General features: G+C 65.6%; 18 protein-coding genes. 13 read left to right on the top strand and 5 right to left on the bottom strand.

What is annotated here, in order from left to right; all coding sequences use genetic code 11:
* Entirely contained in the window at positions 1–1,704 is a 1,704-nt protein-coding gene (pilB, locus tag KDW96_RS16355; protein WP_255837278.1) for a type IV-A pilus assembly ATPase PilB, read from the bottom strand.
* A gap of 236 nt (positions 1,705–1,940) precedes the next feature.
* Between pilB and KDW96_RS22075 the strand changes: the two genes are divergently transcribed.
* The 5 genes from KDW96_RS22075 (at position 1,941) to KDW96_RS16380 (ending at position 5,485) form a co-directional block, all read left to right on the top strand.
* Positions 1,941–2,126, top strand: a complete 186-nt coding sequence (locus KDW96_RS22075) for a prepilin-type N-terminal cleavage/methylation domain-containing protein (protein ID WP_304665559.1) — start codon at positions 1,941–1,943, stop codon at positions 2,124–2,126.
* Between the two features lie 21 nt (positions 2,127–2,147).
* Positions 2,148–2,573 (top strand): hypothetical protein, encoded by a 426-nt coding sequence (locus KDW96_RS16365; RefSeq protein ID WP_255837279.1) that lies wholly within the window; start codon positions 2,148–2,150, stop codon positions 2,571–2,573.
* A 310-nt stretch (positions 2,574–2,883) separates the two neighbouring features.
* A complete protein-coding gene (locus tag KDW96_RS16370) occupies positions 2,884–3,693 on the top strand; it encodes an ABC transporter permease (protein ID WP_255837280.1) in 810 nt (269 codons plus the stop codon).
* Positions 3,694–3,695: 2 nt separating this feature from the next.
* Positions 3,696–4,532, top strand: coding sequence for a hypothetical protein (locus tag KDW96_RS16375; RefSeq protein WP_255837281.1), 837 nt, complete (start codon positions 3,696–3,698; stop codon positions 4,530–4,532).
* Positions 4,532–5,485 carry an ABC transporter ATP-binding protein gene (locus KDW96_RS16380; RefSeq protein ID WP_255837282.1) on the top strand — a complete coding sequence of 318 codons (954 nt, stop codon included), beginning with the start codon at positions 4,532–4,534 and terminating at the stop codon, positions 5,483–5,485. The genes KDW96_RS16375 and KDW96_RS16380 overlap by 1 nt, the downstream gene beginning before the upstream one ends.
* Positions 5,486–5,574: 89 nt before the next feature.
* Here the strand turns inward: KDW96_RS16380 and nadC are convergent, their stop codons facing one another.
* The gene (nadC, locus tag KDW96_RS16385) at positions 5,575–6,423 is read right to left on the bottom strand and encodes a carboxylating nicotinate-nucleotide diphosphorylase (RefSeq protein WP_255837283.1); all 849 of its coding nucleotides are present in this window, start codon (positions 6,421–6,423) and stop codon (positions 5,575–5,577) included.
* 432 nt (positions 6,424–6,855) lie between these two features.
* On the opposite strand from nadC, the gene KDW96_RS16390 reads away from it, so the two are divergent.
* The 4 genes from KDW96_RS16390 to KDW96_RS22290 all read left to right on the top strand — a co-directional run bounded on the left by KDW96_RS16390 (position 6,856) and on the right by KDW96_RS22290 (position 13,034).
* Positions 6,856–9,147 carry a DUF1631 domain-containing protein gene (locus KDW96_RS16390; protein ID WP_255837284.1) on the top strand — a complete coding sequence of 764 codons (2,292 nt, stop codon included), beginning with the start codon at positions 6,856–6,858 and terminating at the stop codon, positions 9,145–9,147.
* Between the two features lie 115 nt (positions 9,148–9,262).
* On the top strand, positions 9,263–9,826 hold the full coding sequence (ampD, locus tag KDW96_RS16395; RefSeq protein WP_255837285.1) for a 1,6-anhydro-N-acetylmuramyl-L-alanine amidase AmpD: 564 nt from the start codon (positions 9,263–9,265) through the stop codon (positions 9,824–9,826).
* Positions 9,823–10,659: a regulatory signaling modulator protein AmpE gene (gene ampE, locus KDW96_RS16400; protein ID WP_255837286.1), complete on the top strand. Its 837-nt coding sequence runs from the start codon at positions 9,823–9,825 to the stop codon at positions 10,657–10,659. Before ampD ends, ampE begins: the two co-directional genes overlap by 4 nt.
* 1,670 nt (positions 10,660–12,329) lie before the next feature.
* A complete protein-coding gene (locus KDW96_RS22290) occupies positions 12,330–13,034 on the top strand; it encodes a methyl-accepting chemotaxis protein (protein WP_370295461.1) in 705 nt (234 codons plus the stop codon).
* A gap of 90 nt (positions 13,035–13,124) precedes the next feature.
* Here the strand turns inward: KDW96_RS22290 and KDW96_RS16410 are convergent, their stop codons facing one another.
* Together KDW96_RS16410 and KDW96_RS16415 are read right to left on the bottom strand one after the other, a co-directional pair.
* Positions 13,125–13,907: a TatD family hydrolase gene (locus KDW96_RS16410; RefSeq protein ID WP_255840548.1), complete on the bottom strand. Its 783-nt coding sequence runs from the start codon at positions 13,905–13,907 to the stop codon at positions 13,125–13,127.
* A gap of 45 nt (positions 13,908–13,952) precedes the next feature.
* Positions 13,953–15,017, bottom strand: coding sequence for a catabolite repressor/activator (locus KDW96_RS16415; RefSeq protein ID WP_255837288.1), 1,065 nt, complete (start codon positions 15,015–15,017; stop codon positions 13,953–13,955).
* A gap of 157 nt (positions 15,018–15,174) precedes the next feature.
* Here KDW96_RS16415 and ptsP point away from each other — a divergent pair, with 157 nt between their 5' ends.
* From ptsP to KDW96_RS16430, 3 genes are read left to right on the top strand one after another with little or no spacing between them, the layout of a single operon-like run.
* Positions 15,175–18,045, top strand: coding sequence for a phosphoenolpyruvate--protein phosphotransferase (gene ptsP, locus KDW96_RS16420; RefSeq protein WP_255837289.1), 2,871 nt, complete (start codon positions 15,175–15,177; stop codon positions 18,043–18,045).
* Positions 18,045–18,980, top strand: coding sequence for a 1-phosphofructokinase (gene pfkB / locus KDW96_RS16425; protein WP_255837290.1), 936 nt, complete (start codon positions 18,045–18,047; stop codon positions 18,978–18,980). Before ptsP ends, pfkB begins: the two co-directional genes overlap by 1 nt.
* A 20-nt stretch (positions 18,981–19,000) precedes the next feature.
* The gene (locus tag KDW96_RS16430) at positions 19,001–20,746 is read left to right on the top strand and encodes a fructose-specific PTS transporter subunit EIIC (RefSeq protein ID WP_255837291.1); all 1,746 of its coding nucleotides are present in this window, start codon (positions 19,001–19,003) and stop codon (positions 20,744–20,746) included.
* Between the two features lie 58 nt (positions 20,747–20,804).
* Here KDW96_RS16430 and KDW96_RS16435 read toward each other — a convergent pair whose 3' ends face one another.
* Entirely contained in the window at positions 20,805–22,388 is a 1,584-nt protein-coding gene (locus KDW96_RS16435; RefSeq protein ID WP_255837292.1) for a peptide chain release factor 3, read from the bottom strand.
* 423 nt (positions 22,389–22,811) lie between these two features.
* Between KDW96_RS16435 and KDW96_RS16440 the strand changes: the two genes are divergently transcribed.
* Positions 22,812–23,975 carry a type III PLP-dependent enzyme gene (locus tag KDW96_RS16440; protein WP_255837293.1) on the top strand — a complete coding sequence of 388 codons (1,164 nt, stop codon included), beginning with the start codon at positions 22,812–22,814 and terminating at the stop codon, positions 23,973–23,975.
* Positions 23,976–24,097: the final 122 nt, after the last annotated feature.

The raw sequence follows: 24,097 nt of genomic DNA on the forward strand, positions 1-24,097 counted from the left end.
TTAGTCCTTGGTTACGCGGTTGACTTCTTCCAGGCTGGTGATGCCTTGCATCGCCTTGAACAGCCCGGATGTGCGCAGATCGTTGAAGCCATCGGCCTTCGCCTGCTTGGCGATATCGATGGAGTTGCCTTCTTCCATGATAAGCCGTTGCAGCGAGGGCGTGATTTTAACCACTTCATAAATCCCGACCCTGCCCTTGTAGCCGCCGTTGCAGTTGTCGCAGCCTTTAGGGGCGTAGAGTTTGAAACTGCCGATCTTGTCCTCGGGGAAACCCTCCTTGAGCAGGGCGTCACGGGGGATCTCCACTTCCTGCTTGCAGTTGCTGCAGAGTTTGCGCGCCAGGCGCTGGGCGATGATCAGGTTGACGGAGGTGGCGATGTTGAAGGCCGGCACACCCATGTTGCGCAGGCGGGTGAGGGTTTCCGCGGCGCTGTTGGTGTGCAGGGTGGACATCACCATGTGTCCGGTCTGCGCCGCCTTGATGGCGATCTCGGCAGTCTCCAGGTCGCGCACCTCGCCGACCATGATCACGTCGGGGTCCTGGCGGAGGAAGGCGCGCAGGGCCTGGGCGAAGTCCATGCCGTGCTTGGGATTGACGTTGACCTGGTTGATCCCTTCCAGGTTGATCTCGACCGGGTCTTCGGCGGTGGAGATGTTGATGTCGACGGTGTTGAGAATATTGATGCCGGTATAGAGCGACACGGTTTTTCCCGAGCCGGTGGGGCCGGTCACCAGAATCATGCCCTGGGGCTGCTTGAGCGCGCTCAGGTAAAGTTCCTTTTGATTCTCCTCGTAACCCAGCGCGTCGATGCCCATCTGCGCGCTGGACGGGTCGAGGATACGCATCACGATCTTCTCGCCCCACAGCGTGGGCAGGGTATTCACGCGAAAGTCGATAGCCTTGGTCTTGGATATCTTCATCTTGATCCGGCCGTCCTGGGGCTTGCGCCGTTCGGAGATGTCCAGGGAGGCCATGACCTTCAGGCGTGCGGATATGCGGCTGGACAGTTGGATCGGCGGCTTGGCCACTTCATGCAGGATGCCGTCGGTGCGAAAGCGCACGCGGTAGGCTTTTTCATAGGGTTCGAAGTGCAGGTCGGATGAGCCGCCCTTGATCGCGTCGAGCAACATCTTGTTGATAAAGCGCACCACGGGTGCATCATCCGCTTCACTCCCCCCAGCGGCCTCCTCTTTATCATCATTGACGGCCTCGACGTCCAGCCCGTCCAGGTCGACGTCGGCCAGGTCCTCCATGCCGCTGGTGCCGGCATCGAAGAACTTATCCAGGGCATCGCCTAGCTTGTCGTCCTCCACTAGCAGGGCTTCGGTGCTGATGCCGGTGCTGAACTGGATGTCGGTTACGGCCTGATGACTGGTCGGGTCGGACAGGGCGATAAACAGCTTGTTGCCGCGTTTATAGAGCGGCAGCACGCGGTGCTGACGGCACAGCTTCTCGCTCACCAGGTCCCGGGGTTGGCTTTCCTTGTCGATGGCGGCCAGGTCGACAAAGGGTACGCCGAACTGTTCTGCGGCGATTTCCGCGATCGCCCGGCTCTTCGCCAGCTTGTTCTGCACCAGGTAGGACACCAGGGGAATCTTGTTGCGCAGGGCCTGGGCCTGGGCCTGGCTGGCTGCGCGCTCGTCCAGCAGTTCGGCGGTGACCAGTTGACGAGCAAGGCCGGTCAGGGCGGCGGTTTCGTTCATTGCGCTTCGCTAGTCGGGTGAGTAGAAAGGAATGCGGAACTTATAGCCTAAATAGTGGGGTAAGCCCAAGTGCGGGACGCGCAGGTGACGAAAAATGTCACTAGTTGTCATTGCTCGTGGGTGTGCAGTAGGGGCAGGCAGCGATGTGCCCAGTATATTGGCGGCTTCATGGAGTTGGCACGGCATCTGCTTAATCAATATCAGGTCGCTGACCTTAACCACATAGGAGCTTGTCCATGAAGACTCTCAAGAAGCAAAAAGGCTTTACCCTGATCGAGTTGATGATCGTAATCGCGATCATCGGCATTCTGGCCGCCATCGCCATTCCGCAATTCAATGATTATCGCGCCAAGGCGAACGACACCTCTGCTGTCGCTGATACAAAAAATGGCATCACTGCCATTATTTCGGCTCTGCGCTGATTCGGATCTAGGAGACTTATAATGAAAAAGATTACTCTGCTGTTCGCTGGGTTGATGGCTTCTGGTGTGGCATCGGCTGTGGAGCTTACTGGTACTGGTCCGGTGCGGATGACTGATTGTGCTCTGCTGAATGAAGATGTCAGTATCACCCTGACCACAGGTGTTGAGGCTGGCGTATCGTGTGACGCTGATTCCATTGTTATTTCTGCTTGCCATACTGCGGGCCGCACTACTAGTCGTTCTGCGAACGTTACTACCTGTGTGAATACCGATGGGGACGCCACTACTGGCGTCAATGGTAACGAAGATTGTTCGACTGCTCCGCAGGCTGTAGCAGGGCCGGCTATGCCGACGGCTTCCACCTTGGCGGGTACGGTTATAAGTGAGTATCCTGCAGGTGCTTGCAGTGCGGCAGATGCTGAGACCTACGCTACTTCTAAGCTTTAATAGCTCTGTATATGGCTAAAGGGAGAGTTTTCTCTCCCTTTTTTATTTTTGCGAAGATAGTCAATAGTCTTTATGGTGTTGCTAGGTTTCTGGTTAAGTAGAATCTCCTATTGATTTTTTCATGTGCTGCACGTGCTCTGTTAGTTTGTGGGGTTGGATTCTCTGATGTCGCTTTTGTTGTAGGTTTAGGCCTGCGCTGATGGCTTTGTTTTTAAGGGGTGTGCTGTTACTTTTATATTTCGATGCGCTCTGCGAGTACTCTTTTTTCTTGCGTTTATTCTTGTTCAATTCAGACCCCGTTCCGTAAATAATGCCTATTTTTCACGATCTCCTGACTGCACTGCGTCTGGTCCTCAAGGCGAGGTTCGCCGGGTTGGCTGTCGGCATCTTGCTGGTGGTGGGCCTTGCCATGATCTTGTCCGCCTACTTCGGCGGACGCCAGCCAGCTACCGTGGCGCTGGATGTGGGTTTTTCCACTATCCGCCTGCTGCTGCCGCTGCTGAACGTGCTGCTGGTGCAGGAGTTGTTGTCCCGCGAGTTCGACAAGCGCTATTACCTCAGCTCTTTGACCTATCCGCGCGCAAGGCGCAGTCTGCTGTTCGGGCGTTTTGTCGCGGTGCTTACTCTGCTGCTGGGGGTGTTGCTGGCACTGAGCCTGTTGCAGATTGGTTTAGGGCGCGTAATTGGCGGCATTTACCCCCAGGCAACGCCGATCGCTTTGGGGCAGCCCTATCTGATAGTCATGGCCTTTATCGCGCTAGACATGCTGGTTTTGGCAGCGATGGCGACCCTGCTGGCGGTTGTGGCGTCCACGCCGAGCTTTGTGTTGATCGGCACCTTCGGCTTTATGCTGGTAGCGCGCTCCTATGGGGCCATCATCGACTTGCTCAGCCGTGAGTCCGGGCTAGTAGTAAATGCAGAGGGCTATCGTGCCAGTCTTGGCGTGCTGGGTTATTTGCTTCCGGACCTTGGTGCGCTGGATATCCGAATGCTGGCGCTCTACGGCAGGCCGGAGTTCCTCCCCGCCGACTGGCCCTGGTTGCTGCTCTCCAGCCTGGGCTATGCCATCGCCCTGCTGGCGCTGGCGGTGTGGGCGCTGCAACGCAAGCGTTTCGCCTGATCATGGGTAGCCGTGCTTATTTACCCCTGGTGTTAGCGCTGCTGGGGTTCGGGCTGTTTTCCGCGGCTTCGCAGTGGCGCACCCAGGTGGCCGAGCAGGCGGCGCCGGTAATCGAGGGCCGCGTGGTGATCGCCGCGCCGGTGCTGCTGGTGCTGTTCGGTGGCGACCGCTTCCTCGCCGCCAACCTGGAAACCATGCGCCTGGCCGCCACCGGGGTGGACTGGGGGCAGGCCGATACCGGCTACCTGGTCCGTGCCCAGCGGGAGGTGGCCAAGCTCAATGCCTGCCATGAAGACAACTACTACCTGGCCAACGGCCTGCTCACCTGGGGCGGGGCGGACCGTCAGGGCACAGAGGTGCTGCGCCGGGCCATGGCATGTCGCTTCTGGGACGAGCTGCCGGCGTTTTTCTATGGCTTCAATCAGTGGTTCTTCAACAAGGATATCGCCGAGGCCAGCCGCGCGCTGGACCTGGCGGCGCAGCGGGCGACCGGCAATGCGGCCGGCTTTCGAAAGCTGGCGGTAATGCTGCAGGCGGAAAGCTTCTCAGACGAGAAGCTGGCATTGAGTTATCTGATTCAGCAGCGCGACGCTGCGAGCGAGCCCAAACTACGCGACATGCTCGACAAGCGTGTTGTTCGTTTGCAAGGGCTGGTTGCCTTGCGCGAGGCCCAGCGGCAATTCGAGGCCAAGCATGGTGTCTTGAGTGCTCTGGAACAACTGGTTGAAAGCGGTCTATTGTCCACCTTGCCGGAAGACCCGCTACGCCTCGGATACGAATTGCGAGGAGGTCAGATCATCCTGAAAAAACTAAAGATCGCCGGAATGGAGGATCAGTAGTGAATGCGGCATTGGAATTTCACGGCGTCAGCCAGACCTTTCGCGTAAAGGGCAAAGCGGTGCAGGCGCTACGCGAGGTCAGCTTCGACCTGGCTGAGGGCGAGGTGTTCGGCTTCGTCGGCCCCAACGGCGCCGGCAAGTCCACCACCATCAAGGTGATGCTCGATCTGATCAACGACTATTCCGGCGAGGTATGCCTCTATGGCATGTCATCGCGCAACCCCAAGGCGCGCGAAGGCATCGCCTATGTGCCCGAGTCCCCGGCGTTGTACGAGCAGTTCACGCCGCTGGAGATCCTGCGCATGGGCCTGTCCATGTACGGCATCAAGCGCAAGGATGCCGATGCCTGGTGTATGCAGTGGCTCGAACGCTTTTCCATTGGCGCTGCCGCCAAGCGCCGCATTCGCGAGCTGTCCAAGGGCACGGCGCAGCGGGTGGCCTTGGCTCATGCCATGGCCGTGCAGCCCAAGTTATTGATCCTCGATGAGCCGCTGTCCGGCCTCGACCCGGTCGGGCGCAAGGACGTGGTAGATATCCTCACCGAGTACAAGCAGCAGGGCGGTGCGATCTTCTTCACCTCCCATGTGCTGCATGACGTCGAGCGCATCGCCGACCGCTTCGGCTTCATCAACAAGGGCGAGCTGCTGACCGTGCGCTCTCCGCGCGAGTTGGCGGCGGAGCGGGCCGATCACATGATCGTGCGGTTCAATGCCGAGCAGCCCCTGGTGTCCGACTCACGGCAGCTGCGTGAGGGTGAGTACGAGTGTGAGGTGACCCAGCAGGCGTTGCCGGCCTTTATCGCGCACTTGAATCAGGTGGGTGGGCATCTGCTCACGGTCAAGCCAGCGGTATCGCTGGAGACCGTGTTCTTCAAGATACTGGACGAAGCCGGCCATAAGAGCGAGGCGTCGCCGGCGTCGACAACACACTCCCGGAGCGGTGTGCCGGCCTAGGCTGGGGTGCCACTCAGGCGTCGACCGGTGGGAGCAGTTCTTTGTATGGGCGCTGGGGCAGTGTGCGCTCATTGCACCTGGACAGTTAGTTACAGGCTCAAGCGCATCGACAGATCCACCGCCTTCACATCCTTGGTCAGCGCGCCAATCGAGACATAATCCACCCCGGTCTCGGCGATCGTGCGCAAGGTGCTTTCGTTGACCCCGCCCGAGGCCTCCAGCTTGGCGCGACCCTGGGTGATGGCCACGGCCTGGCGCATGTCGGCCAGCGACAGTTCGTCGAGCATGACGATATCGGCGCCGGCGTCCAGCGCTTCGCGCAGTTCTTCCAGACTCTCAACTTCGACTTCCACCGGCTTGCCGGGGGCGATCTGGTGGGCGGCTTTTACCGCCGCTTCGATGCCGCCGCAGGCGGCGATGTGGTTTTCCTTGATCAGGAAGGCGTCGAACAGGCCGATGCGGTGGTTGTGGCAGCCGCCGCAGGTGACGGCGTATTTCTGCGCCAGACGCAGGCCGGGCAGGGTCTTGCGGGTGTCGAGCAGTTTCACTGCGGTGCCCTGTACCAGGTCGGCATAGTGCTGGCAGCGGGTCGCCACGGCGGACAGGGTCTGCAGGAAATTCAGGGCGCTGCGCTCGCCGCTCAGCAGAGCGCGGGCCGGACCCTCCAGGTGGAACAGGGCGTGGTTGGCGGCGACCCGTTCGCCGTCGCGCACTTCCCAATGCACCGTGACCCGCGGATCGAGCTGGCGAAACACCGCGTCGACCCAGGCGGTACCGCAGACCACCGCCGCCTCGCGGGTGATCACCGTGGCGTGGGCCAGGCGCTGTTCCGGGATCAGCTGGGCGGTGATGTCGCCGCTGCCGATGTCCTCGCTCAGAGCGCGGCGCACGTTGGCCTCGATTTCGGCGGTCAGGTCGGCGAGGGTTAGGTTGGGCATGACGGGCTCCACTGGCTGAGTGGGGCGATTATAGGGATAGCGGGCGCCGATTGGCAGCTGCGGTCTGCGCGTGGCCAGGGTCGGCCAGCTGCTACTGTTAAAAGGATCGTCGGCGGGTTTTGCACTCTGAGGCCTGCGCTGGTGATCTGGCGCTCGCTTTGGTCGATCGCGACCGGTTGTCCGCTATTTGGCGGAATATGTCAGCGCGGCGCTGCGTTTGTCGTGTGCAGCTGGCCGTTCGGCAGCTGACGCGTTACATCTGTGACCTGGGTCATGTCTGGAGTAGAAGTCTGCTCGGTGCGCAAAGGTGCGTCCCTATAATGACTTTACTTTTTGGGATGTTGACGCCAGGACCTTGACGTTACGGATGACGCCCAGTTGATCGCAGTGCAGACCATTACGCCCCAGGGGACGGTCTGCAGGAGGCTAGGAATGAAGACTGATGCGAAAGTGGTGCACCTGAGCAAGGTGGCCCCTGAGCAATCGCCCACTTCGCCGTTAGGAAGACTGCCCGTGGCGCTCATTCAGGTGCGTGACAAGGCTGCCCAGCAGCTCAAGCAGGCATTGCAGGCGCTGTTCGACAATGCCGACGACACCCTGTTCGAGATGGCCGATCGCGCCACCAGCAACGCCGAGCAGAACAGTTTCTTCGAGGCCATGCGCGATCTGCGTCTGAAGCGCAAGAACATCGAGCGCGGCTTCCTGCAGAAGGTCTTCGAATCCTTTTCCACGCTCAACCAATACGAAATCGGCAAGCCGCCGGCCCTGGATGCCATGTCGTTCGACAGCCTGTCCCTGGTGCAGAACGATGAGCTCGAGGAAACGGTGGCCCTGGATGCCATGGTGGCCAAGGTCATGAGCCGCGACAGCATGGCCGTCAGCCACCTGACCGCGCGGCTCAATGCCATGGTCAGCCGCAAGCTCGACGACCGCTCCAACCCGCTCGGGCCCGCCGCGCTCTGTGAGGCTTTCCTGCAGTCCTGTAGCGGCCTGGGCGTGGAGATCAGGGTCAAGCTGATCATCCTCAAGCTGTTCGAAAAGTACGTGCTGGGCGATCTCGATCAGCTGTACGCGGAGGCTAACCAGGCCCTGATCGAGGCGGGCGTATTGCCGGAGTTGAAGTCGACGCCCGCGCGCCGCCAGCCTAGGCGTGCAGCCGGGTCCTCGGCCGCGACGGGCGAGGGCGCCGGCACGCAGCCCGTCGGCGGCGAACATGCCGAGCAGAGCGTGCAGGAGGTGTTCGGCGCCCTGCAGGAGCTGCTGTCCCAGGCCCGCGGCAGTGTGATCCCGCGGCGCGAGATGCCCGCCGACGCCACGCCCATCTCCAGTCATGACCTGATGCGCCTGCTGTCCTATATGCAGCAGCGCGCGCCGGTGCAGGTCGCAGATGACTTCGACGTGCGCGACCAGCTCGGCCAGTTGCTCACGCGGGCCAGCGCCAAGACCGGCAAGGCGCGGGTGGTGGGCGAGGTCGACGAGGACGTGATCAACCTGGTGGCGATGCTGTTCGAGTTCATCCTCGATGACCGCACCCTGCCGGATTCTCTGAAGGCGCTGATCGGCCGCATGCAGATTCCGATGCTCAAGGTTGCGGTACTCGACAAGACCTTCTTCGGTCGCGGCAGTCACCCGGCGCGGCGCCTGCTCAACGAGATCGCCTCGGCGGCGCTCGGCTGGAGCGAGCAGGACGATGCCCGGCGCGACAGCCTGTTCCAGAAGATTGAGCAGGTGGTGCAGCGCCTGCTCAATGACTTCGTCGACGATCCGGCGATCTTCTCCGAACTGCTCGCCGATTTTCTGGCCTTCACCGGCGATGAGCGTCGGCGCAGCGAGCTGCTCGAGCAGCGCACCCGCGATGCCGAGGAAGGCAGCGCCAAGGCCGAGCTGGCTCGGCGCCAGGTCGAACAGGCCCTGAATGAACGCCTGCTCGGCAAGACCCTGCCGGAAGTGGTGGTGCGCCTGCTGCGTGAGGCCTGGAGCAAGGTGCTGATGCTGACCTGCCTGAAGCACGGCGTGGACTCGCCGCAGTGGCAGGCGGCGCTGGCGACCATGGACGATCTGGTCTGGAGCGTGGCGCCGCACGAGGATCCGGAAGCGCGCCTGCGCCTGCTGGAACTGGTCCCGGGGCTGCTCAAGGCGCTGCGCGAAGGCATGGCCAGCGCGGCGTTCGACCCGTTCTCCACCGGCGAGTTCTTCAGCCAGCTGGAGGCGCTGCATGTGCAGGCGTTCCAGCGCTTCAAGCGGCCGTTGGCCGAGGCTCCGGAAGTCGACGAGACGCAGCGCGCGGCGCTGGCCGAGGCGGGAATCGAGTTGCCGCTGCTCGAACTGCCGCCGGACGAGGAGGCCGCCGCTGCACCCATGGTGGAGGTGGTCGAGGAGATCGTCCTGCTGGCGCCGGGCGAGCGGCGCGCCGCGGAGCCTGAAGTGAATCTGCCGGATGACGACGAATCGCTGCAGCAGGTGGACAACCTGCGGGTCGGCAGCTGGGTCGAGTTCCAGGAGGATGACGAACACAAGCTGCGCTGCAAGCTGGCGGCGGTGATCAAACCCACCGGCAAGTACATCTTCGTCAATCGCACCGGCATGAAGGTGCTGGAGAAGTCCCGCATGGGCCTGGCGGTGGAGTTCCGCCGCTGCGCGATCCGTCTGCTCGACGACGCGCTGCTGTTCGATCGCGCGCTGGAGTCGGTGATCGGCAACCTGCGCAAGCTCAAGGGCGCCTGACACTGGCGAGCGCCGTCGACACGGGGCGAAGCGGGCGCTGGGTCTCAAGGAGGCGTGCAAGGCTTGGCCGCGCTGCACGGCTGCTCTAGAGTGAGGGCTCGACCAAGGAGCCGATATGCAGCTGGATCCTCACAGTGGCTGGTGCGCCGGCATCCGCCACTGCCCTTCGCCCAACTTCAATGCGCGCCCGCACGGGGAAATCTCCCTGCTGGTGATCCACAACATCAGCCTGCCGCCGGGCCAGTTCGGCACCGGCAAGGTGCAGGAATTCTTCCAGAACCGCCTTTCGGCCGACGAGCATCCGTATTTCGCGACCATCGCGGCGATGCAGGTGTCGGCGCATTTTCTGATCGAGCGCGACGGCGTGATCACCCAGTTCGTATCCTGCCGCGCACGCGCCTGGCACGCCGGGCAGTCCTGCTTCGACGGGCGGGAAAACTGCAACGATTTCTCCCTCGGCATCGAGCTGGAAGGCACCGACGAGCAGCCCTTCAGCGAGGCGCAGTACGCTGCCCTGGAGGCGCTGATCCGCGAGTTACAGCGCTGCTATCCGGCACTCACTTCGCAACGCATATGTGGGCACAGTGACATAGCCCCGACGCGCAAGACCGATCCCGGTCCGGCATTCGACTGGTCGCGCTTGCGCGCGGCACTGAAGGACAACAAGGAGGCGTCATGAGTTTTCTGGTGCTGTTGCTGGTGCTGTGGGTCGAGAAATTTTCCGCCTGGCGCAATGTCATCCAGCAGGACGGACCCTGGTTGCGTCTGCTGGCGAAGTCCGAGCAGCAGCCGGACTTTATCGAAAGTCCGTGGTTGGGCATCGCCCTGCTGGTGGTGCTGCCGCTGCTGGCCCTGACCCTGGTACTGTCCGTGCTCGAGCCGTTGCTCTACGGCTGGCTGGCTCTGCCGGTGCATCTGCTGGTGCTGATCTACAGCCTCGGCCGCGGCGACCTGCTGGCGGCCCTGGGCCCGTTCCGCGACAGCTGGCGGCGCGGGGATACCGAGGCCGCCTACCTGGTGGCGCGGCGCGACCTGGCCCTGGACGCCGATGCCGAGGGCGCGCTGCTGCAGCGCGTGCAGGGGCACATGCTGTGGCAGGCCTACCAGAGCTTCTTCGCGGTGATCTTCTGGTATGCCCTGCTCGGTCCCCTGGCGGCCCTGGCGTATCGCCTGCTGGCCCTCTTGGGCGAGCACGCCCAGCAGTCGGCCCTGCGCGAGCGCGCGGTACACCTGCGGCATGCTTTCGACTGGCTGCCGGCCCGCGTGCTGGCGGCGAGCTTCGCCCTGGTCGGCAATTTTGTCGCGGTCAACCGGGCGCTGTTGCACGAGCTGTTGAGCTGGGATATCAGCGCCGCCCAGCTGGTGATCAACGTCGGTCGTGCGGCCTGCGAGATTCCGGAGCCGGAGCTCGGCGAGGCGGGGGTCGGCAGCCTGGACAGCCTGTGGCAGCTGCTGGTGCGCGCCGCGGTGCTCTGGTACGCGGCATTCGCCCTGTGGACCCTGTTCCTCTAGCCCGCCGGTCCCCGCTGGAAAAACGGCCGGGCACGACAGTTCTTACCTTCGGCGCGATAAAGGCGGGGTCCTCGGCCGTCGCGCGGCCCTTCACTGACCGGCAACCCGCGTCGTCAGGCGTCGGGATCAGTGTGTTCGCGCGGTGCCGCCGCTGCGCCTGTTTAACCTTAAGTTACACAGGCGCCTGTCGATAACGGGTATATAAGACGCCGTGCTCGACCAGTGCCCCGCTTGGAGTCAGTCCGGGCGCTCGGGTCGAGTTGCAGGGATCGCCAGCGCCGCCGTCAGCAAGTCCGCGCCACCGACCTTGTACACGCCACAACAATTACAACGGGAGACGTCTTGTGAAGACCGTGTTGTATCCGGCCATCGCGCTGATGAACCGCCTCAGCTTCGGCATGAAGTTCAGCCTGGTCAGCGTGCTGTTCTTCCTGCCCATGCTGGTCACCAACTACTACCTGGTGCGCGATTCCTATCGCCAGTTCGTCGGCACCCAGGTCGCCCTGTCCAGCCTCGAGCTGCTCGGCGACAGCCTGTCGCTGCGGCGCGACCTGGAGAGCTACGCCGACCTGTTGAAGGTCAACGAGATCATCGGCCAGTCCGGCCAGGCCGGTGACCTCAATAGCCGCATCAGTCAGCTGCAAAGCAGCCTTAACACGACCTTGCAGGGGCTGGCGCCGGTGGTGCGGGACGCCGAGCAGGTCGCCGAATTCAATGGCAAGCGCGACGAGCTGATTGCCGGGCTGCAAGCCCTGCAGAAGGAGTCGTCGCTGCAGAGCAAGACGGTGCTGGCCAGGAAGCTGCAGGGCAGCGCCCAGGTCTTCATCAAGCTGGTCGCGGGCCAGGCCGGGTTGAGCCAGGATCGCGAGCGGGAAGTGCGGCAGATGACCGAGCTGGTCACCGTGGTGACGCCCATGGTGACCGCACCGCTCAGCGAGGGGCGGGCTACCGGTTCTTATTCGCTGGGCCAGGGCTTCCTCAATTCGGCGGCCAGCACCGAGTTCGACGAGCTGCTGCTGGAGCTGGAGAAGCTGCACGCCGAATACGGCCTCAACCTGCAGGAGGCGCTGGGCGCCAGCGCGGCCGCTCGGGCGGCGCTGCAGGGGCCGGCGGACGCCAGCCAGGCGACCCTGAAGGACAGCGCCCTGCTGTTCGAGGACAAGGTGGTGATCGCCGACACCCTGGACATGCCCTGGCAGCAGTTCTACGACCAGGTCGGCGCGCAGATCGGCAAGACCTATGCGTTCAATGACGCAGTACTGGCCTTCCTCGATCAGCAGTTGCAGGCGCGCCTGCAGGACAACCGCGGACAGATGGTGCTGCTGGCGGCGGCGCTGCTGGTGGTGTTCCTGCTGATCGTCTATCTCTACAGCGGCTTCTATGTGTCCACTCGCGGAACCCTGAAGAGCCTCGGTCAGGTCATGGATCAGGTCGCCGGCGGCGACATGACCGTCAGCTTCAAGGCGCAGAGCCAGGACGAACTGGGTGAGCTGGGCCAGATGTTCAACGAGACCGTGAAGAAGATCCGTCACCTGATCGAGCGCGTCGGCCACACCGTGACCGAGGTCGAGCGTCAGGCCGACCGGGTGGAGCTGGTCTCCGGCGAGAGCAACCAGGCGGTGGCCGGCCAGCGCAAGCAGATCGAGCAGGTCGCCACGGCGATGAACCAGATGTCGGCCACCGCTCAGGAGGTGGCCCGCAGCGCGGCCGCAGCGGTGGGCAGCGCGCAGAGCGTGAACGATGAAACCGTCAGCGGCCGGGCCCTGGTCGAATCCCAGGTCGACAGCATCCAGCGGCTGGCCGGGGAGATCGATCAGTCGGTGGCGGTGATCAATCAGCTGGCCAGTGACAGCGCCTCCATCAGCCAGGTGCTGGACGTGATCAAGGGCATCGCCGAGCAGACCAACCTGCTGGCGCTCAACGCCGCCATCGAGGCGGCGCGCGCCGGTGAGCAGGGGCGCGGCTTCGCCGTGGTGGCCGACGAGGTGCGCAACCTGGCCAAGCGTACCCAGCAGTCCACCGAAGAGATCGAGAAGATGATCAGCAAGCTGCAGGGTGGCGTCGGCGCGGCGGTGAAGACCATGAGCGTCAGTCACAAGATGGCCGATGGCACCGTCAGCGAGTCGGGCAAGGTGCAGTCGGCACTGGAAAACATCCTCGCCGCGGTGGGCATGATCGTCGACCAGAACCAGCAGATCGCCGCGGCGGCCGAGCAGCAGACCGCAGTGGCCCAGGACATCGACCAGAATATCGTCGAGATCAACCATGCCGGCGAGCGCACCGCCCAGGGCGCCAGCCAGACCGAGCAGGCCAGCCGCGAGCTCTCCGAGCAGGTGTCGCACCTCAAGCAGCTGATCGGTGCCTTCCGCGTCTGATCGCCCTTGCTGCGTCCAAGGCCCGCCCTCCGGCGGGCCTTTTTGTTTCCGCTCGAGGCGTCTTGCCCTTTGCCGCGTGGGCGCTGTGGTTTAGCGATCCCAACCGAACAGTTCGTTGGCGTTGCGGCTGCTGGCGGCGGCCAGCTCATCCGCGCTCAGGCCCAGCAGCGGGGCCAGCTCGGCGCAGATGTCGGGCAGGTATTCCGGGCTGTTGCGCTGATTCGGGTGCATGGCGGGGGCCATGTCCGGTGCGTCGGTCTCCAGCACCACGGCGTCGGCCGGCAACTGCCCGAGGACCTTGCGCAGGCGCTTGGCCTGGGGCCAGGTCGGCGCGCCGCCGAGGCCCAGGCGAAAGCCCAGCTTGAGGTATTCGCGGGCCTCCTCGTAGCTGCCGGCGAAGGCATGGATGATGCCGCCGCGCTTGAGGCGAAAACGCTTGAGGGTGGCGATGGTCGGCGCGTGGGCGCGGCGCACGTGGAGCAGCGCCGGCAGCTCGAACTCGGCGGCCAGGGCCAGCTGGGCCTCGAACAGGGCCTGCTGGCCCTGGCGGTCGAGGTCTTCCAGGAAGTAGTCCAGGCCGAACTCGCCGACCGCGCAGAGTTGCCGGTGGCCGGCCAGGCGTTGCAGCCAGCCACGCAGCTCATCCAGGTGCTCGGGACGATGGTCGTCGAGGTAGACCGGGTGCAGGCCGAAGGCGGCATACAGCTTGGCGTCGCCCTGCACCAGATCCCACAGGCGCTGCCAGTTGTCCCGGTAGACGCCGAGCACCACCAGGCGCTCCACGCCCCGTGTCCGGCAGCGCGCCAGCAGTTCGTCGCGATCGGCGTCGAAGTCGGGGAAGTCCAGGTGGGTGTGGGTGTCGATCAGGCGCATGACTGACAGCATCGGCGATTTGCCCCCGGGGCGCCAGTCGTCGGCTCAGTTCACCGGGGCTTGCTGGCGGCACTTCAGGACCCGGGGGATGGCGTCCACGCCGGGCTGGTAGTGGTCCTGCTCGATCGCCTGCAGTGCCCAGTGCAGTACCCGCTCGGCGATCTGCGCGTGCTGCTGGGAGATGGCGTTGACCCGCTGCGGCAGGAAGTCCAGCAGCTGGGTGTCGCCGAAGGTCGCCAGGCGCGGTTCGGCGCGGCCGGCCGAGGCGCGGCCGGCCGAGGCGCGGCCGGCAGAGGTGTGGCCGGCTTCGGCGCCACCCAGGTCGCGGCGTTCGCGCAGGGCGTCGAACACCCCCTCGAGCAGCACGTAGGCGGTGGTGATCAGCGCGTCCGGCAGCTCGCCGGGGCCGTCCAGCAGGGCGCTCATCTGCCGGTAGCCGCAGTCGCGGCTGAACTGCTCGCCATGGCTGACGCTGACGAGGCCGGCATAGCCCGCGAGCGCCTGGCGAAAGCCCTGCTCGCGGGCCTGGCTGATCGGCAGCTCGGCGCGGGCGCCGAGCAGGGCGATATGCCGCGGCGCCGGGTCCAGCAGGCTGGCGGTGAGCAACTGGCCGGCCTGGTGGTCGTCGCTGATCACCGAGCGGATGGCCGCCGGATCGAGAGCGCGGTCGACGGCGATCACCGGCAGGCCGGCGGCGACCAGTTGGCGATAGAGCGGATCGTCCTGGGGCAGGCAGCTGGCGACGATCAGCGCGTCGCAGCGCCGCGAGCGGAACAGTTCGAGGAGCTGGCGCTCGCTGTGCGGGTCGTCGTCGGAGCTGGCGATCAGTAGCTGATAGCCGGCGGCCCGGGCGCGCTGCTCGAGCAGCTTGGCCAGGCGCGCATAGCTGGGGTTCTCCAGGTCCGGCAGGATGAAGCCCAGGCAGCGGCTCTGTCCGCGGCGCAAACCGGCGGCCTGCTGGTCGGGGCGATAGCCGTGGGCTTCGACCACCTCCAGAACCCGTTGCACCGTGGCCGGGCTGATGCGCCGCTTGGCGGCCTGGCCATTGACCACGTAGCTGGCGGTGGTGACCGAGACTCCGGCCAGGCGGGCGATATCGGAAAGTTTCAAGGCGCGGGCCCCTGACGATTGGGCTTCAAGGATCGCCGATTATGGAGTAACGTGCCAGCACTTGATGAAACGATTCAGCAGGCGACCCGACTGGCTATCCTCATGTGAGGTGTCGGGCGCCGGCAGCAAGCCCAGCGCGGCGGTCGGAGGACAATTCATGCTCGAACTGAATGCCAAACAGATCCAGATGGGGCGCCGTGCGCCGGACAAGCAGGCGGCGCTCGAGCTGTTGGCCGACAGCCTGGTCGGCGAGGGGCTGGTGGCGCCCGGTTACCTGGCCGGCATGCAGGACCGTGAAGTCCAGGGTTCGACCTACCTGGGCCAGGGCATCGCCATCCCCCATGGCACGCCGGAAACCCGCGACCAGGTCTACCGCACCGGCGTGCGCCTGATTCAGTTTCCCGAGGGCGTGGACTGGGGCGATGGCCAGACGGTCTACCTGGCTATCGCCATCGCCGCGCGCTCCGACGAACACCTGCGCCTGTTGCAGCTGCTGACCCGCGCCCTGGGCGAGGGCGATCTCAGCCAGGCGCTGCGCGCGGCCGAGCATCCGGAGGCGATAGTCGCGCTGTTGCAGGGCGCGCCCCAGGCCTTGCTGCTGGACAGCCAGCTGATCGGGTTGAATGTGGCCGCCGAGGACTTCGACGAACTGCTGTGGCGCGGCGCCCAGCTGCTCAAGCGCGCTGCCTGCGTCGAGTCGGGCTTCATCGCCAGCCTGGCGCGCAGCGAGCCCTTGCCGCTGGGCAACGGCCTCTGGTGGCTGCACGGCGAGCAAGCCGTGTTGCGTCCCGGGTTGGCCTTCGTCACCCCGGCGCAGCCGCTGCAACTGAATGGCCAGCCGCTGACCGGACTGTTCTGCCTGGCCAGTCTTGGCGAGGCGCCGCGACAACTGCTCGAGCGCCTCTGCGACCTGCTGATCGCCGGTCAGGGCGATAGCCTCAGCCAGGCCAGCTCCACGCGCGGGGTGCTCGAGGCCCTGGGCGGTGAGGTGCCGGCCGACTGGCCGGCGCTGCGTATTGCCCTGGCCAATGCCCACGGCCTGCACGCCCGTCCGGCCAAGGTGCTGACCGAAGTCGCCCAGGCCTTCGCCGGCGAGGTGCGGGTGCGCCTGGCCGGCGAAGCCGGGCCTGGGGTCTCGGTGAAGAGTCTGAGCAAGCTGCTCGGCCTGGGCGCACGACGCGGCCAGGAGCTGGAGTTCAGTGCCGAGCCGGACATCGCCGGCGATGCCCTGCCGGCCCTGGAGGCCGCCGTGCTGGCCGGCCTGGGCGAGACCGTGGAACCGCTGCCCGCCGCCGGGCTGGCGTCCGCGGCGGGGGCGCCCCTCGATCAGGTTGCCGAGGTGCCGGCGCCCACACCCGGTCAGCGCATTCAGGCGGTCGCCGCGGCGCCGGGAATCGCCATCGGGCCGGCCCTGGTGCGCGTCGCGCCGAGCTTCGACTATCCCCAGCAGGGGCAGGGCGCCGCTGCCGAACGCCAGCGCCTGCGGCAGGCGCTGGAGCAGGTCGGCGTGGATATCCAGGGCCTGATCGAGACGACCGGGCAGGACAATATCCGCGAGATATTCGTCACCCACCAGGCCATGTTGCGCGACCCGGCGCTGCATGAGGATTTCGACGCCCGCCTGGCCGAGGGCGCCAGTGCCGAGGCGGCCTGGCACGGCGCGGTGACAGCCGCGGCGCAGCAGCTGGAGGGCCTGCATGACGAGCTGCTGGCCGAGCGCGCCGCCGACCTGCGGGACATCGGCCGGCGGGTGCTGGGCCGGCTGTGCGGCGTCGAGGCGCCCCGGGAGCCCAGCGAACCCTACATCCTGGTGATGGACGAGGTGGCGCCTTCGGATGTCGCCAGCCTCAATCGCCAGCGCGTCGCCGGCGTGCTTACCGCCCGCGGCGGCGCCACCGCGCACAGCGCGATCATCGCCCGGACCCTGGGCATTCCCGCGGTGGTCGGCGCCGGCGAAACGGTCCTGGCCCTGGCCCAGGGCACCGAACTGCTGCTCGATGGCGACCACGGCCTGGTGCGGGTCGCGCCGGACGCGCCGACCCTGCAGCAGGCCAGGCGCGAGCGCGAAGTCGCCCTGCAGCGCCGGGAGCGCGCCCATGCCGAGCGCCTGCGCCCGGCGGTGACCGGCGATGGTCATGGGGTGGAAGTGGCGGCCAATATCGGTTCCGGCGGCGACACCGCCGAGGCCGTCGAGCTGGGGGCCGAAGGCGTCGGCCTGCTGCGCACCGAACTGGTGTTCATGGACCTGGCCCAGGCGCCGGACCAGGCCACCCAGGAGGCGGCGTATCGCCAGGTGCTGGACGCCCTCGACGGGCGCCCGCTGGTGGTGCGTACCCTGGACGTCGGCGGCGACAAGCCGCTGGCCTATTGGCCGTTGCCGGAGGAGTGCAATCCGTTCCTCGGCGTGCGCGGCATTCGCCTCAGCCTGCAGCGCCCGGACATGCTCGAGACCCAGCTGCGCGCCCTGCTCGCGGCGGCCGACGGGCGCCCGCTGCGGATCATGTTCCCGATGGTCGGCACCGTCGAGGAGTGGCGCGCGGCCCGTGACCTGACCCTGCGCCTGCGCAAGGAAATCCCAGTGAACGATCTGCAGCTCGGGGTCATGGTCGAGGTGCCCTCGGCGGCCCTGCTGGCGCCGGTGCTGGCGCGCGAGGTGGACTTCTTCAGCATCGGCACCAACGACCTGACCCAGTACTGCCTGGCCATCGACCGCGATCACCCGACCCTGTCGGCCCAGGCCGACGGCCTGCATCCGGCGGTGTTGCGCCTGATCGAGATGACGGTCGAGGCGGCCCACGCCCATGGCAAGTGGGTCGGCGTGTGCGGTGAGCTGGCCGGCGACATGCTCGCCGTGCCGCTGCTGGTGGGCCTGGGGGTGGACGAGCTGAGCGTGTCGCCGCGGACCATCGCCCTGGTCAAGGCGCGGGTGCGCGAGCTGGACTACCGCCACAGCCAGGCGCTGGCGCGGCAGGCGCTGATGCTGGAGAGCGCGGCGGCGGTGCGCGCCCTGGTCGGGGAGGCGCTCTGATGGCACGGATCCTCTGCCTGACCCTGAATCCGGCCCTGGACCTGACCCTGAACCTCGAGCAGTTGCAGCCCGGGGCGGTCAACCGCTGCCAGGGCTTGAGCAGCCGGGCCGCAGGCAAGGGCCTGAACGTCGCCCAGGTGCTGGCCGACCTCGGCCACAGGGTCACGGTCAGCGGCTTTCTCGGCGCCGCTAACCCCCAGGCCTTCGAGCGCCTGTTCGAACGCCGGGGCTTCGTCGATGCCTTCGTCCGTGTGCCCGGGGAGACCCGCAGCAACATCAAGCTGGCCGAGCGCGACGGTCGGGTCACCGACCTCAACGGCCCGGGACCGCAGGTCGAGGCCGAGCATCGCGCGGCGCTGCTGGAGGCACTGGAGCCCATAGTCGTCGGGCACGACGCCATCGTGGTGGCTGGCAGCCTGCCCCAGGGCGTCAGCCCCGAGTGGTTCGCCGCGCTGCTGCGGCGCCTGCAGGCCTTCGGCCTGCCGCTGGCGCTGGACAGCAGCGGCGCCGGTCTGCGCGCCGGACTGGCGCTGTCGCCCTGGCTGGTCAAACCGAACGAGGAGGAGCTGGCCGAAGCCTGTGGGCTGGAGGCGTTCGACTCGGCCGCGCTGCTGACGGCGGCACTGCGCCTGCACCGTCAGGGCGTCGAGCACGTGCTGCTGTCGCGCGGCGCCGCCGGGGTCTGCTGGCTCGGTCCGGGCTTCGCCCTTCAGGCCACCCCGCCCTCGGTCAGGGTCGCCAGCACGGTCGGCGCCGGCGATTCGCTGCTGGCCGCCACCCTGCACGGCCTGCTCAGCGGCTGGCCGGCCGAACGCACCTTGCGCCTGGCCACGGCGATCGCCGCCCAGGCGGTGACCCAGTTCGGCATCGGAATTCACGACCGGGAGCAGCTCGCCCGCCTGGAGGCAGGCGTGGCGGTGAAGACCCTGGCTTAAAACAATAAGAGGCTCATTCCATGAATCTGCTGATCGTCACGGCCTGCCCCAATGGCATGGTCACCAGCGTGCTCTGTTCGCGCCTGCTCGAGGCCGCCGCCCAGCGTCTGGGCTGGTCCACCCGCGTCGAGGTGCATGATCCCAGGGCCATCGGCTCGCCGCTCGGCGTCGAAGACATCGCCGCCGCCGAGCTGGTGGTGGTGGTCAAGACCGGCGAGCTGGCGCTGCAGCGTTTCGTCGGCAAGCGCCTGGTGCAGTCGACGCCGGCCGCCGCCCTGGCCGATCCGCAGCGCTTCCTGCGTGACGCCGCCGAGCGCGCCACGCCGTTGTCGGCCGCCGAAGCGGGACCGGCGGCGGGGGCGGCCAAGGCGCGGCCCAGGCTGGTGGCCGTGACGGCTTGCCCGACCGGCGTGGCGCACACCTTCATGGCCGCCGAGGCCCTGCAGCAGGCCGCCGGGCAGCTCGACTTCGATATTCAGGTGGAAACCCGCGGCTCGGTGGGGGCGCGCAACGTGCTCGACGAGGCCGCCATCGCCGCCGCCGATGTGGTGTTGCTGGCCGCCGATATCGAGGTGGACACCGCGCGCTTCGCCGGCAAGCGGGTGCTGCGCTGCGGCACCGGGGTGGCGCTCAAGCAGCCGCGACAAACGCTGCAGCGCGCCCTCGACGAGGCGGCGACTCTGGCCGAGGCGACCAGGCAGGACGGTGCCCAGGCGAGCCAGCCGGCGGGGCAGGGCGGCCCCTACAAGCACCTGCTGACCGGGGTGTCCTACATGTTGCCGATGGTGGTGGCCGGCGGCCTGCTGATCGCCCTGTCGTTCGTATTCGGCATCGAGGCATTCAAGGAGGAGGGCAGCCTGGCCGCGGTACTGATGCAGATCGGCGGCGATGCCGCCTTCAAACTGATGGTGCCGGTGCTGGCCGGCTATATCGCCTACTCCATCGCCGACCGCCCGGGCCTGGCGCCGGGCATGATCGGCGGTCTGCTGGCCAGCTCCCTGGGCGCCGGCTTCATCGGCGGCATCATTGCCGGCTTTCTCGCCGGCTACGCTGCCCGCTCGCTGAACCGCTGGCTGCAGCTGCCGGCCAGCGTCGAGGCGCTCAAGCCGATCCTGCTCATCCCGCTGCTGGCCAGCCTGTTCACCGGCCTGGTGATGATCTACGTGGTCGGCCAGCCGGTGGCCGGCATGCTCGAGGGCCTGACCGCGTTTCTCGACGGCATGGGCAGCACCAACGCCATATTTCTCGGCCTGCTGCTCGGCGGCATGATGTGCGTCGATTTGGGCGGGCCGATCAACAAGGCCGCCTACGCCTTCTCGGTCGGCCTGCTGGCCTCGCAGAGCTACGCGCCCATGGCCGCGACCATGGCCGCCGGCATGGTACCGCCGATCGGCATGGCCATCGCCTCGCTGTTGGCGCGGCGCAAGTTCGCCGAAAGCGAGCGCGAGGCCGGCAAGGCCGCCGGCGTTTTGGGCCTGTGCTTCATCTCCGAGGGGGCGATTCCCTTCGCCGCCAAGGACCCGCTGCGGGTGATACCGGCGTGCATCGCCGGCGGCGCCCTGACCGGCGCCCTGTCGATGTACTTCGGCTGCAAGCTGATGGCGCCCCACGGCGGGCTGTTCGTGCTGCTTATCCCCAATGCCATCAACCTGGCGGCGCTGTACCTGCTGGCGATAGTCGCCGGCAGCCTGCTGACCGGGGTGAGTTATGCCCTGCTCAAGCGGGGCGAGGCGGTGGGGCTGGTGGTGGCCGAGGAGAAGGGCTAGGGGCGACGCCCGCAGGGACAGCGTTCGGCGCCTCTGTCGAGGCGCCGAGCCGCAGGACTCAGTGGTGTTCGCGGGTGGCGCGGAACTTCACGTCCGGCCAGCGCTCTTCCATCAGGCTCAGGTTGACCCGGGTCGGCGCCAGGTAGGTGAGGTGGCCGCCGCCGTCGAGGGCCAGGTTTTCCGCGGCCTTGTTGCTGAATTCCTCGAGTTTCTTCTTGTCGCCGCACTCGATCCAGCGCGCTGACCACACGGTGATCGGCTCATACGCGCACTCGACCTTGTATTCCTCCTTCAGGCGGCTGGCGACCACGTCGAACTGCAGCACGCCGACCGCACCGAGGATGATGTCGTTGCTGCGCTCGGGGAAGAACACCTGGGTGGCGCCTTCTTCGGCCAGCTGCTGCAGGCCCTGACGCAGCTGCTTGGATTTCAGCGGGTCTTTCAGGCGCACGCGGCGGAACAGTTCCGGCGCGAAGTGCGGAATGCCGGTAAAGCCCAGCGCTTCGCCTTCGGTGAAGGTGTCGCCGATCTGGATGGTGCCGTGGTTGTGCAGGCCGATGATGTCGCCGGCGTAGGCCTCTTCCAGCTGCTCGCGCTCGCTGGAGAAGAAGGTCAGCGCATCGCCGATACGGACGTCCTTACCGGTGCGTACATGGCGCATCTTCATGCCCTGGCTGTACTTGCCCGAGCAGATACGCATGAAAGCGATGCGGTCACGGTGCTTGGGGTCCATGTTCGCCTGGATCTTGAACACGAAGCCGCTGAACTTTTCTTCTACCGGCTCCACGGTGCGCTCATTGGCGACGCGGGCCAGCGGGCGCGGCGCCCAATCGACGACGGCGTCCAGCACATGGTCGACGCCAAAGTTGCCCAGCGCGGTGCCGAAGAACACCGGGGTCAGCTGGCCGTTCATGAACTCGTCCTGATCGAATTCGTGGCAGGCGCCCTGCACCAGTTCGAGCTGCTCGATGAAGCGCTCGTACTCGTCGCCCAGGTGGGCGCGGGCTTCATCGGAGTCCAGGTGCTGGATGATCTTGGTTTCGGTGCGCTCGTGACCGTGACCGGGGGTGTAGACGATGATGTAGTCGCCCGCCAGGTGGTACACGCCCTTGAAGTCGCGGTAGCAGCCGATCGGCCAGGTGATGGGCGCGGCCTTGATCTTCAGCACCGCCTCGATCTCGTCGAGCAGCTCGATCGGGTCGCGGATGTCGCGGTCGAGCTTGTTGACGAAGCTGACGATCGGCGTGTCGCGCAGGCGGCACACGTCCATCAGGGCGATGGTGCGTGGCTCCACGCCCTTACCGCCGTCGAGCACCATCAGCGCGCTGTCCACCGCGGTCAGGGTGCGGTAGGTGTCTTCCGAGAAGTCCTCGTGACCGGGGGTGTCGAGCAGGTTGATCATGTGCTCGCGGTAGGGGAACTGCATCACCGAGGTGGTGATGGAGATGCCGCGCTGCTTCTCCATCTCCATCCAGTCGCTGGTGGCATGGCGGTCGGACTTGCGCGACTTGACCGTACCGGCCACGGCGATCGCCTTGCCCATCAGCAGGAGCTTCTCGGTGATGGTGGTCTTACCGGCGTCCGGGTGGGAGATGATGGCGAATGTGCGCCTCTTGGCGACTTCGGCGGCCTGGATACTCATGCTGGGGGAACCCGTCGACTGATTGTCGGTCTGTCAAAAAAGGCGGCGATTATACCGGTAAACGGCGAACCGCGCGGCGCCCTGTGCGCCGCCGGGGAAATCCCGGGCCGTGCAGCATTTCGTCATGCCTTGTTTCATATCCGCAACGCCCGGGCCGCGAGCCGACAAAAAGCCGCGCCGCACGGGCATTTTTTATTGATCTCGGCTCCCCCTGGTCCTAAAGTTCGCGGCCGAACGTCCATGCTGGCAACGATCCATCCGGCTCAAGTACTGACGACGAGAGATCGTGCGCGATACTCGGCGACATGCCTTGGGAAGTAGGCGAACCAAAGTGGGGAAACTGATCAGGCGTTCGCGCTTTGCTATTACTTAGTGAGGCACCCCTAACCACCTTTGTATGTTTTGCCATTTGGAGTCCCCCGCATGTCGATTGAGGTTGAAGACTATTACCCGCGCGAAACCTTCCAGAAGATGAAGGCCTTCGCCGACAAGCAAGAAACCCCCTTCGTGGTGATCGACACCCAGATCATCAGCCAGGCCTACGACGACCTGCGCGCCGGTTTCGAGTTCGCCAAGATCTACTACGCGGTGAAGGCCAACCCGGCGGTGGAGATCATCGAGCTGCTGAAGAACAAGGGCTCGAACTTCGACATCGCCTCGATCTACGAGCTGGACAAGGTCATGAGCTGCGGCGTCGGCCCCGAGCGCATCAGCTACGGCAACACCATCAAGAAAGCCCGCGACGTACGCTACTTCTACGAGAAGGGCGTGCGCATGTTCGCCACCGACTCCGAAGCCGACCTGCGCAACATCGCCAAGGCGGCGCCGGGCTCGAAGATCTACGTGCGCATCCTCACCGAGGGCTCGACCTCGGCCGACTGGCCGCTGTCGCGCAAGTTCGGCTGCCAGACCGACATGGCCCTGGACCTGCTGATCCTGGCCAAGCAGCTGGGCCTGGTGCCCTACGGCATTTCCTTCCACGTCGGCTCGCAGCAGCGCGACATCGACGTGTGGGACGCGGCCATCGCCAAGGTCAAGGTGATCTTCGAGCGCCTCAAGGAAGAAGACGGCATCGAGCTGAAGATGATCAACATGGGCGGCGGCTTCCCGGCCAACTACATCACCCGCACCAACAGCCTGGAAACCTATGCAGAGGAAATCATCCGCTTCCTCAAGGACGACTTCGGCGACGACCTGCCGGAAATCATCCTCGAGCCGGGCCGCTCGCTGATTTCCAACTCCGGCATCCTGGTCAGCGAAGTGGTGCTGGTGTCGCGCAAGTCGCGCACCGCCGTGGAGCGCTGGGTGTACACCGACGTGGGCAAGTTCAGCGGCCTGATCGAAACCATGGACGAGGCGATCAAGTTCCCGATCTGGACCGAGAAGAAGGGCGAGATGGAAGAGGTGGTGATCGCCGGTCCCACCTGCGACAGCGCCGACATCATGTACGAGCACTACAAGTACGGCCTGCCGCTCAACCTGGCCATCGGCGACCGCCTCTACTGGCTGTCCACCGGCGCCTACACCACCAGCTACAGCGCCGTGGAGTTCAACGGCTTCCCGCCGCTGAAAGCCTTCTACCTGTAAGCGCAGCCGCTCTACGAAAACCCGCCTTCTGGCGGGTTTTTGCGTTCTGTGGCGCGCCTGGCCAGTCGAGCCCTCGAAAAGTTCCATAGGCATGCAAAATGTTCTTGATTGGTAATGCTTAT

The organism is Pseudomonas benzenivorans (assembly GCF_024397895.1).
Lineage (GTDB): Bacteria > Pseudomonadota > Gammaproteobacteria > Pseudomonadales > Pseudomonadaceae > Aquipseudomonas > Aquipseudomonas benzenivorans_A.

What these genes read in the sequence shown, in the direction of transcription:
- pilB (WP_255837278.1), bottom strand. Translation starts at nt 1,704, where the DNA reads ATGAACGAAACCGCCGCCCTGACCGGCCTTGCTCGTCAACTGGTCACC.
- KDW96_RS22075 (WP_304665559.1), top strand. Translation starts at nt 1,941, where the DNA reads ATGAAGACTCTCAAGAAGCAAAAAGGCTTTACCCTGATCGAGTTGATG.
- KDW96_RS16365 (WP_255837279.1), top strand. Translation starts at nt 2,148, where the DNA reads ATGAAAAAGATTACTCTGCTGTTCGCTGGGTTGATGGCTTCTGGTGTG.
- KDW96_RS16370 (WP_255837280.1), top strand. Translation starts at nt 2,884, where the DNA reads ATGCCTATTTTTCACGATCTCCTGACTGCACTGCGTCTGGTCCTCAAG.
- KDW96_RS16375 (WP_255837281.1), top strand. Translation starts at nt 3,696, where the DNA reads ATGGGTAGCCGTGCTTATTTACCCCTGGTGTTAGCGCTGCTGGGGTTC.
- nadC (WP_255837283.1), bottom strand. Translation starts at nt 6,423, where the DNA reads ATGCCCAACCTAACCCTCGCCGACCTGACCGCCGAAATCGAGGCCAAC.
- KDW96_RS16390 (WP_255837284.1), top strand. Translation starts at nt 6,856, where the DNA reads ATGAAGACTGATGCGAAAGTGGTGCACCTGAGCAAGGTGGCCCCTGAG.
- ampD (WP_255837285.1), top strand. Translation starts at nt 9,263, where the DNA reads ATGCAGCTGGATCCTCACAGTGGCTGGTGCGCCGGCATCCGCCACTGC.
- ampE (WP_255837286.1), top strand. Translation starts at nt 9,823, where the DNA reads ATGAGTTTTCTGGTGCTGTTGCTGGTGCTGTGGGTCGAGAAATTTTCC.
- KDW96_RS22290 (WP_370295461.1), top strand. Translation starts at nt 12,330, where the DNA reads ATGTCGGCCACCGCTCAGGAGGTGGCCCGCAGCGCGGCCGCAGCGGTG.
- KDW96_RS16410 (WP_255840548.1), bottom strand. Translation starts at nt 13,907, where the DNA reads ATGCGCCTGATCGACACCCACACCCACCTGGACTTCCCCGACTTCGAC.
- ptsP (WP_255837289.1), top strand. Translation starts at nt 15,175, where the DNA reads ATGCTCGAACTGAATGCCAAACAGATCCAGATGGGGCGCCGTGCGCCG.
- pfkB (WP_255837290.1), top strand. Translation starts at nt 18,045, where the DNA reads ATGGCACGGATCCTCTGCCTGACCCTGAATCCGGCCCTGGACCTGACC.
- KDW96_RS16430 (WP_255837291.1), top strand. Translation starts at nt 19,001, where the DNA reads ATGAATCTGCTGATCGTCACGGCCTGCCCCAATGGCATGGTCACCAGC.
- KDW96_RS16435 (WP_255837292.1), bottom strand. Translation starts at nt 22,388, where the DNA reads ATGAGTATCCAGGCCGCCGAAGTCGCCAAGAGGCGCACATTCGCCATC.
- KDW96_RS16440 (WP_255837293.1), top strand. Translation starts at nt 22,812, where the DNA reads ATGTCGATTGAGGTTGAAGACTATTACCCGCGCGAAACCTTCCAGAAG.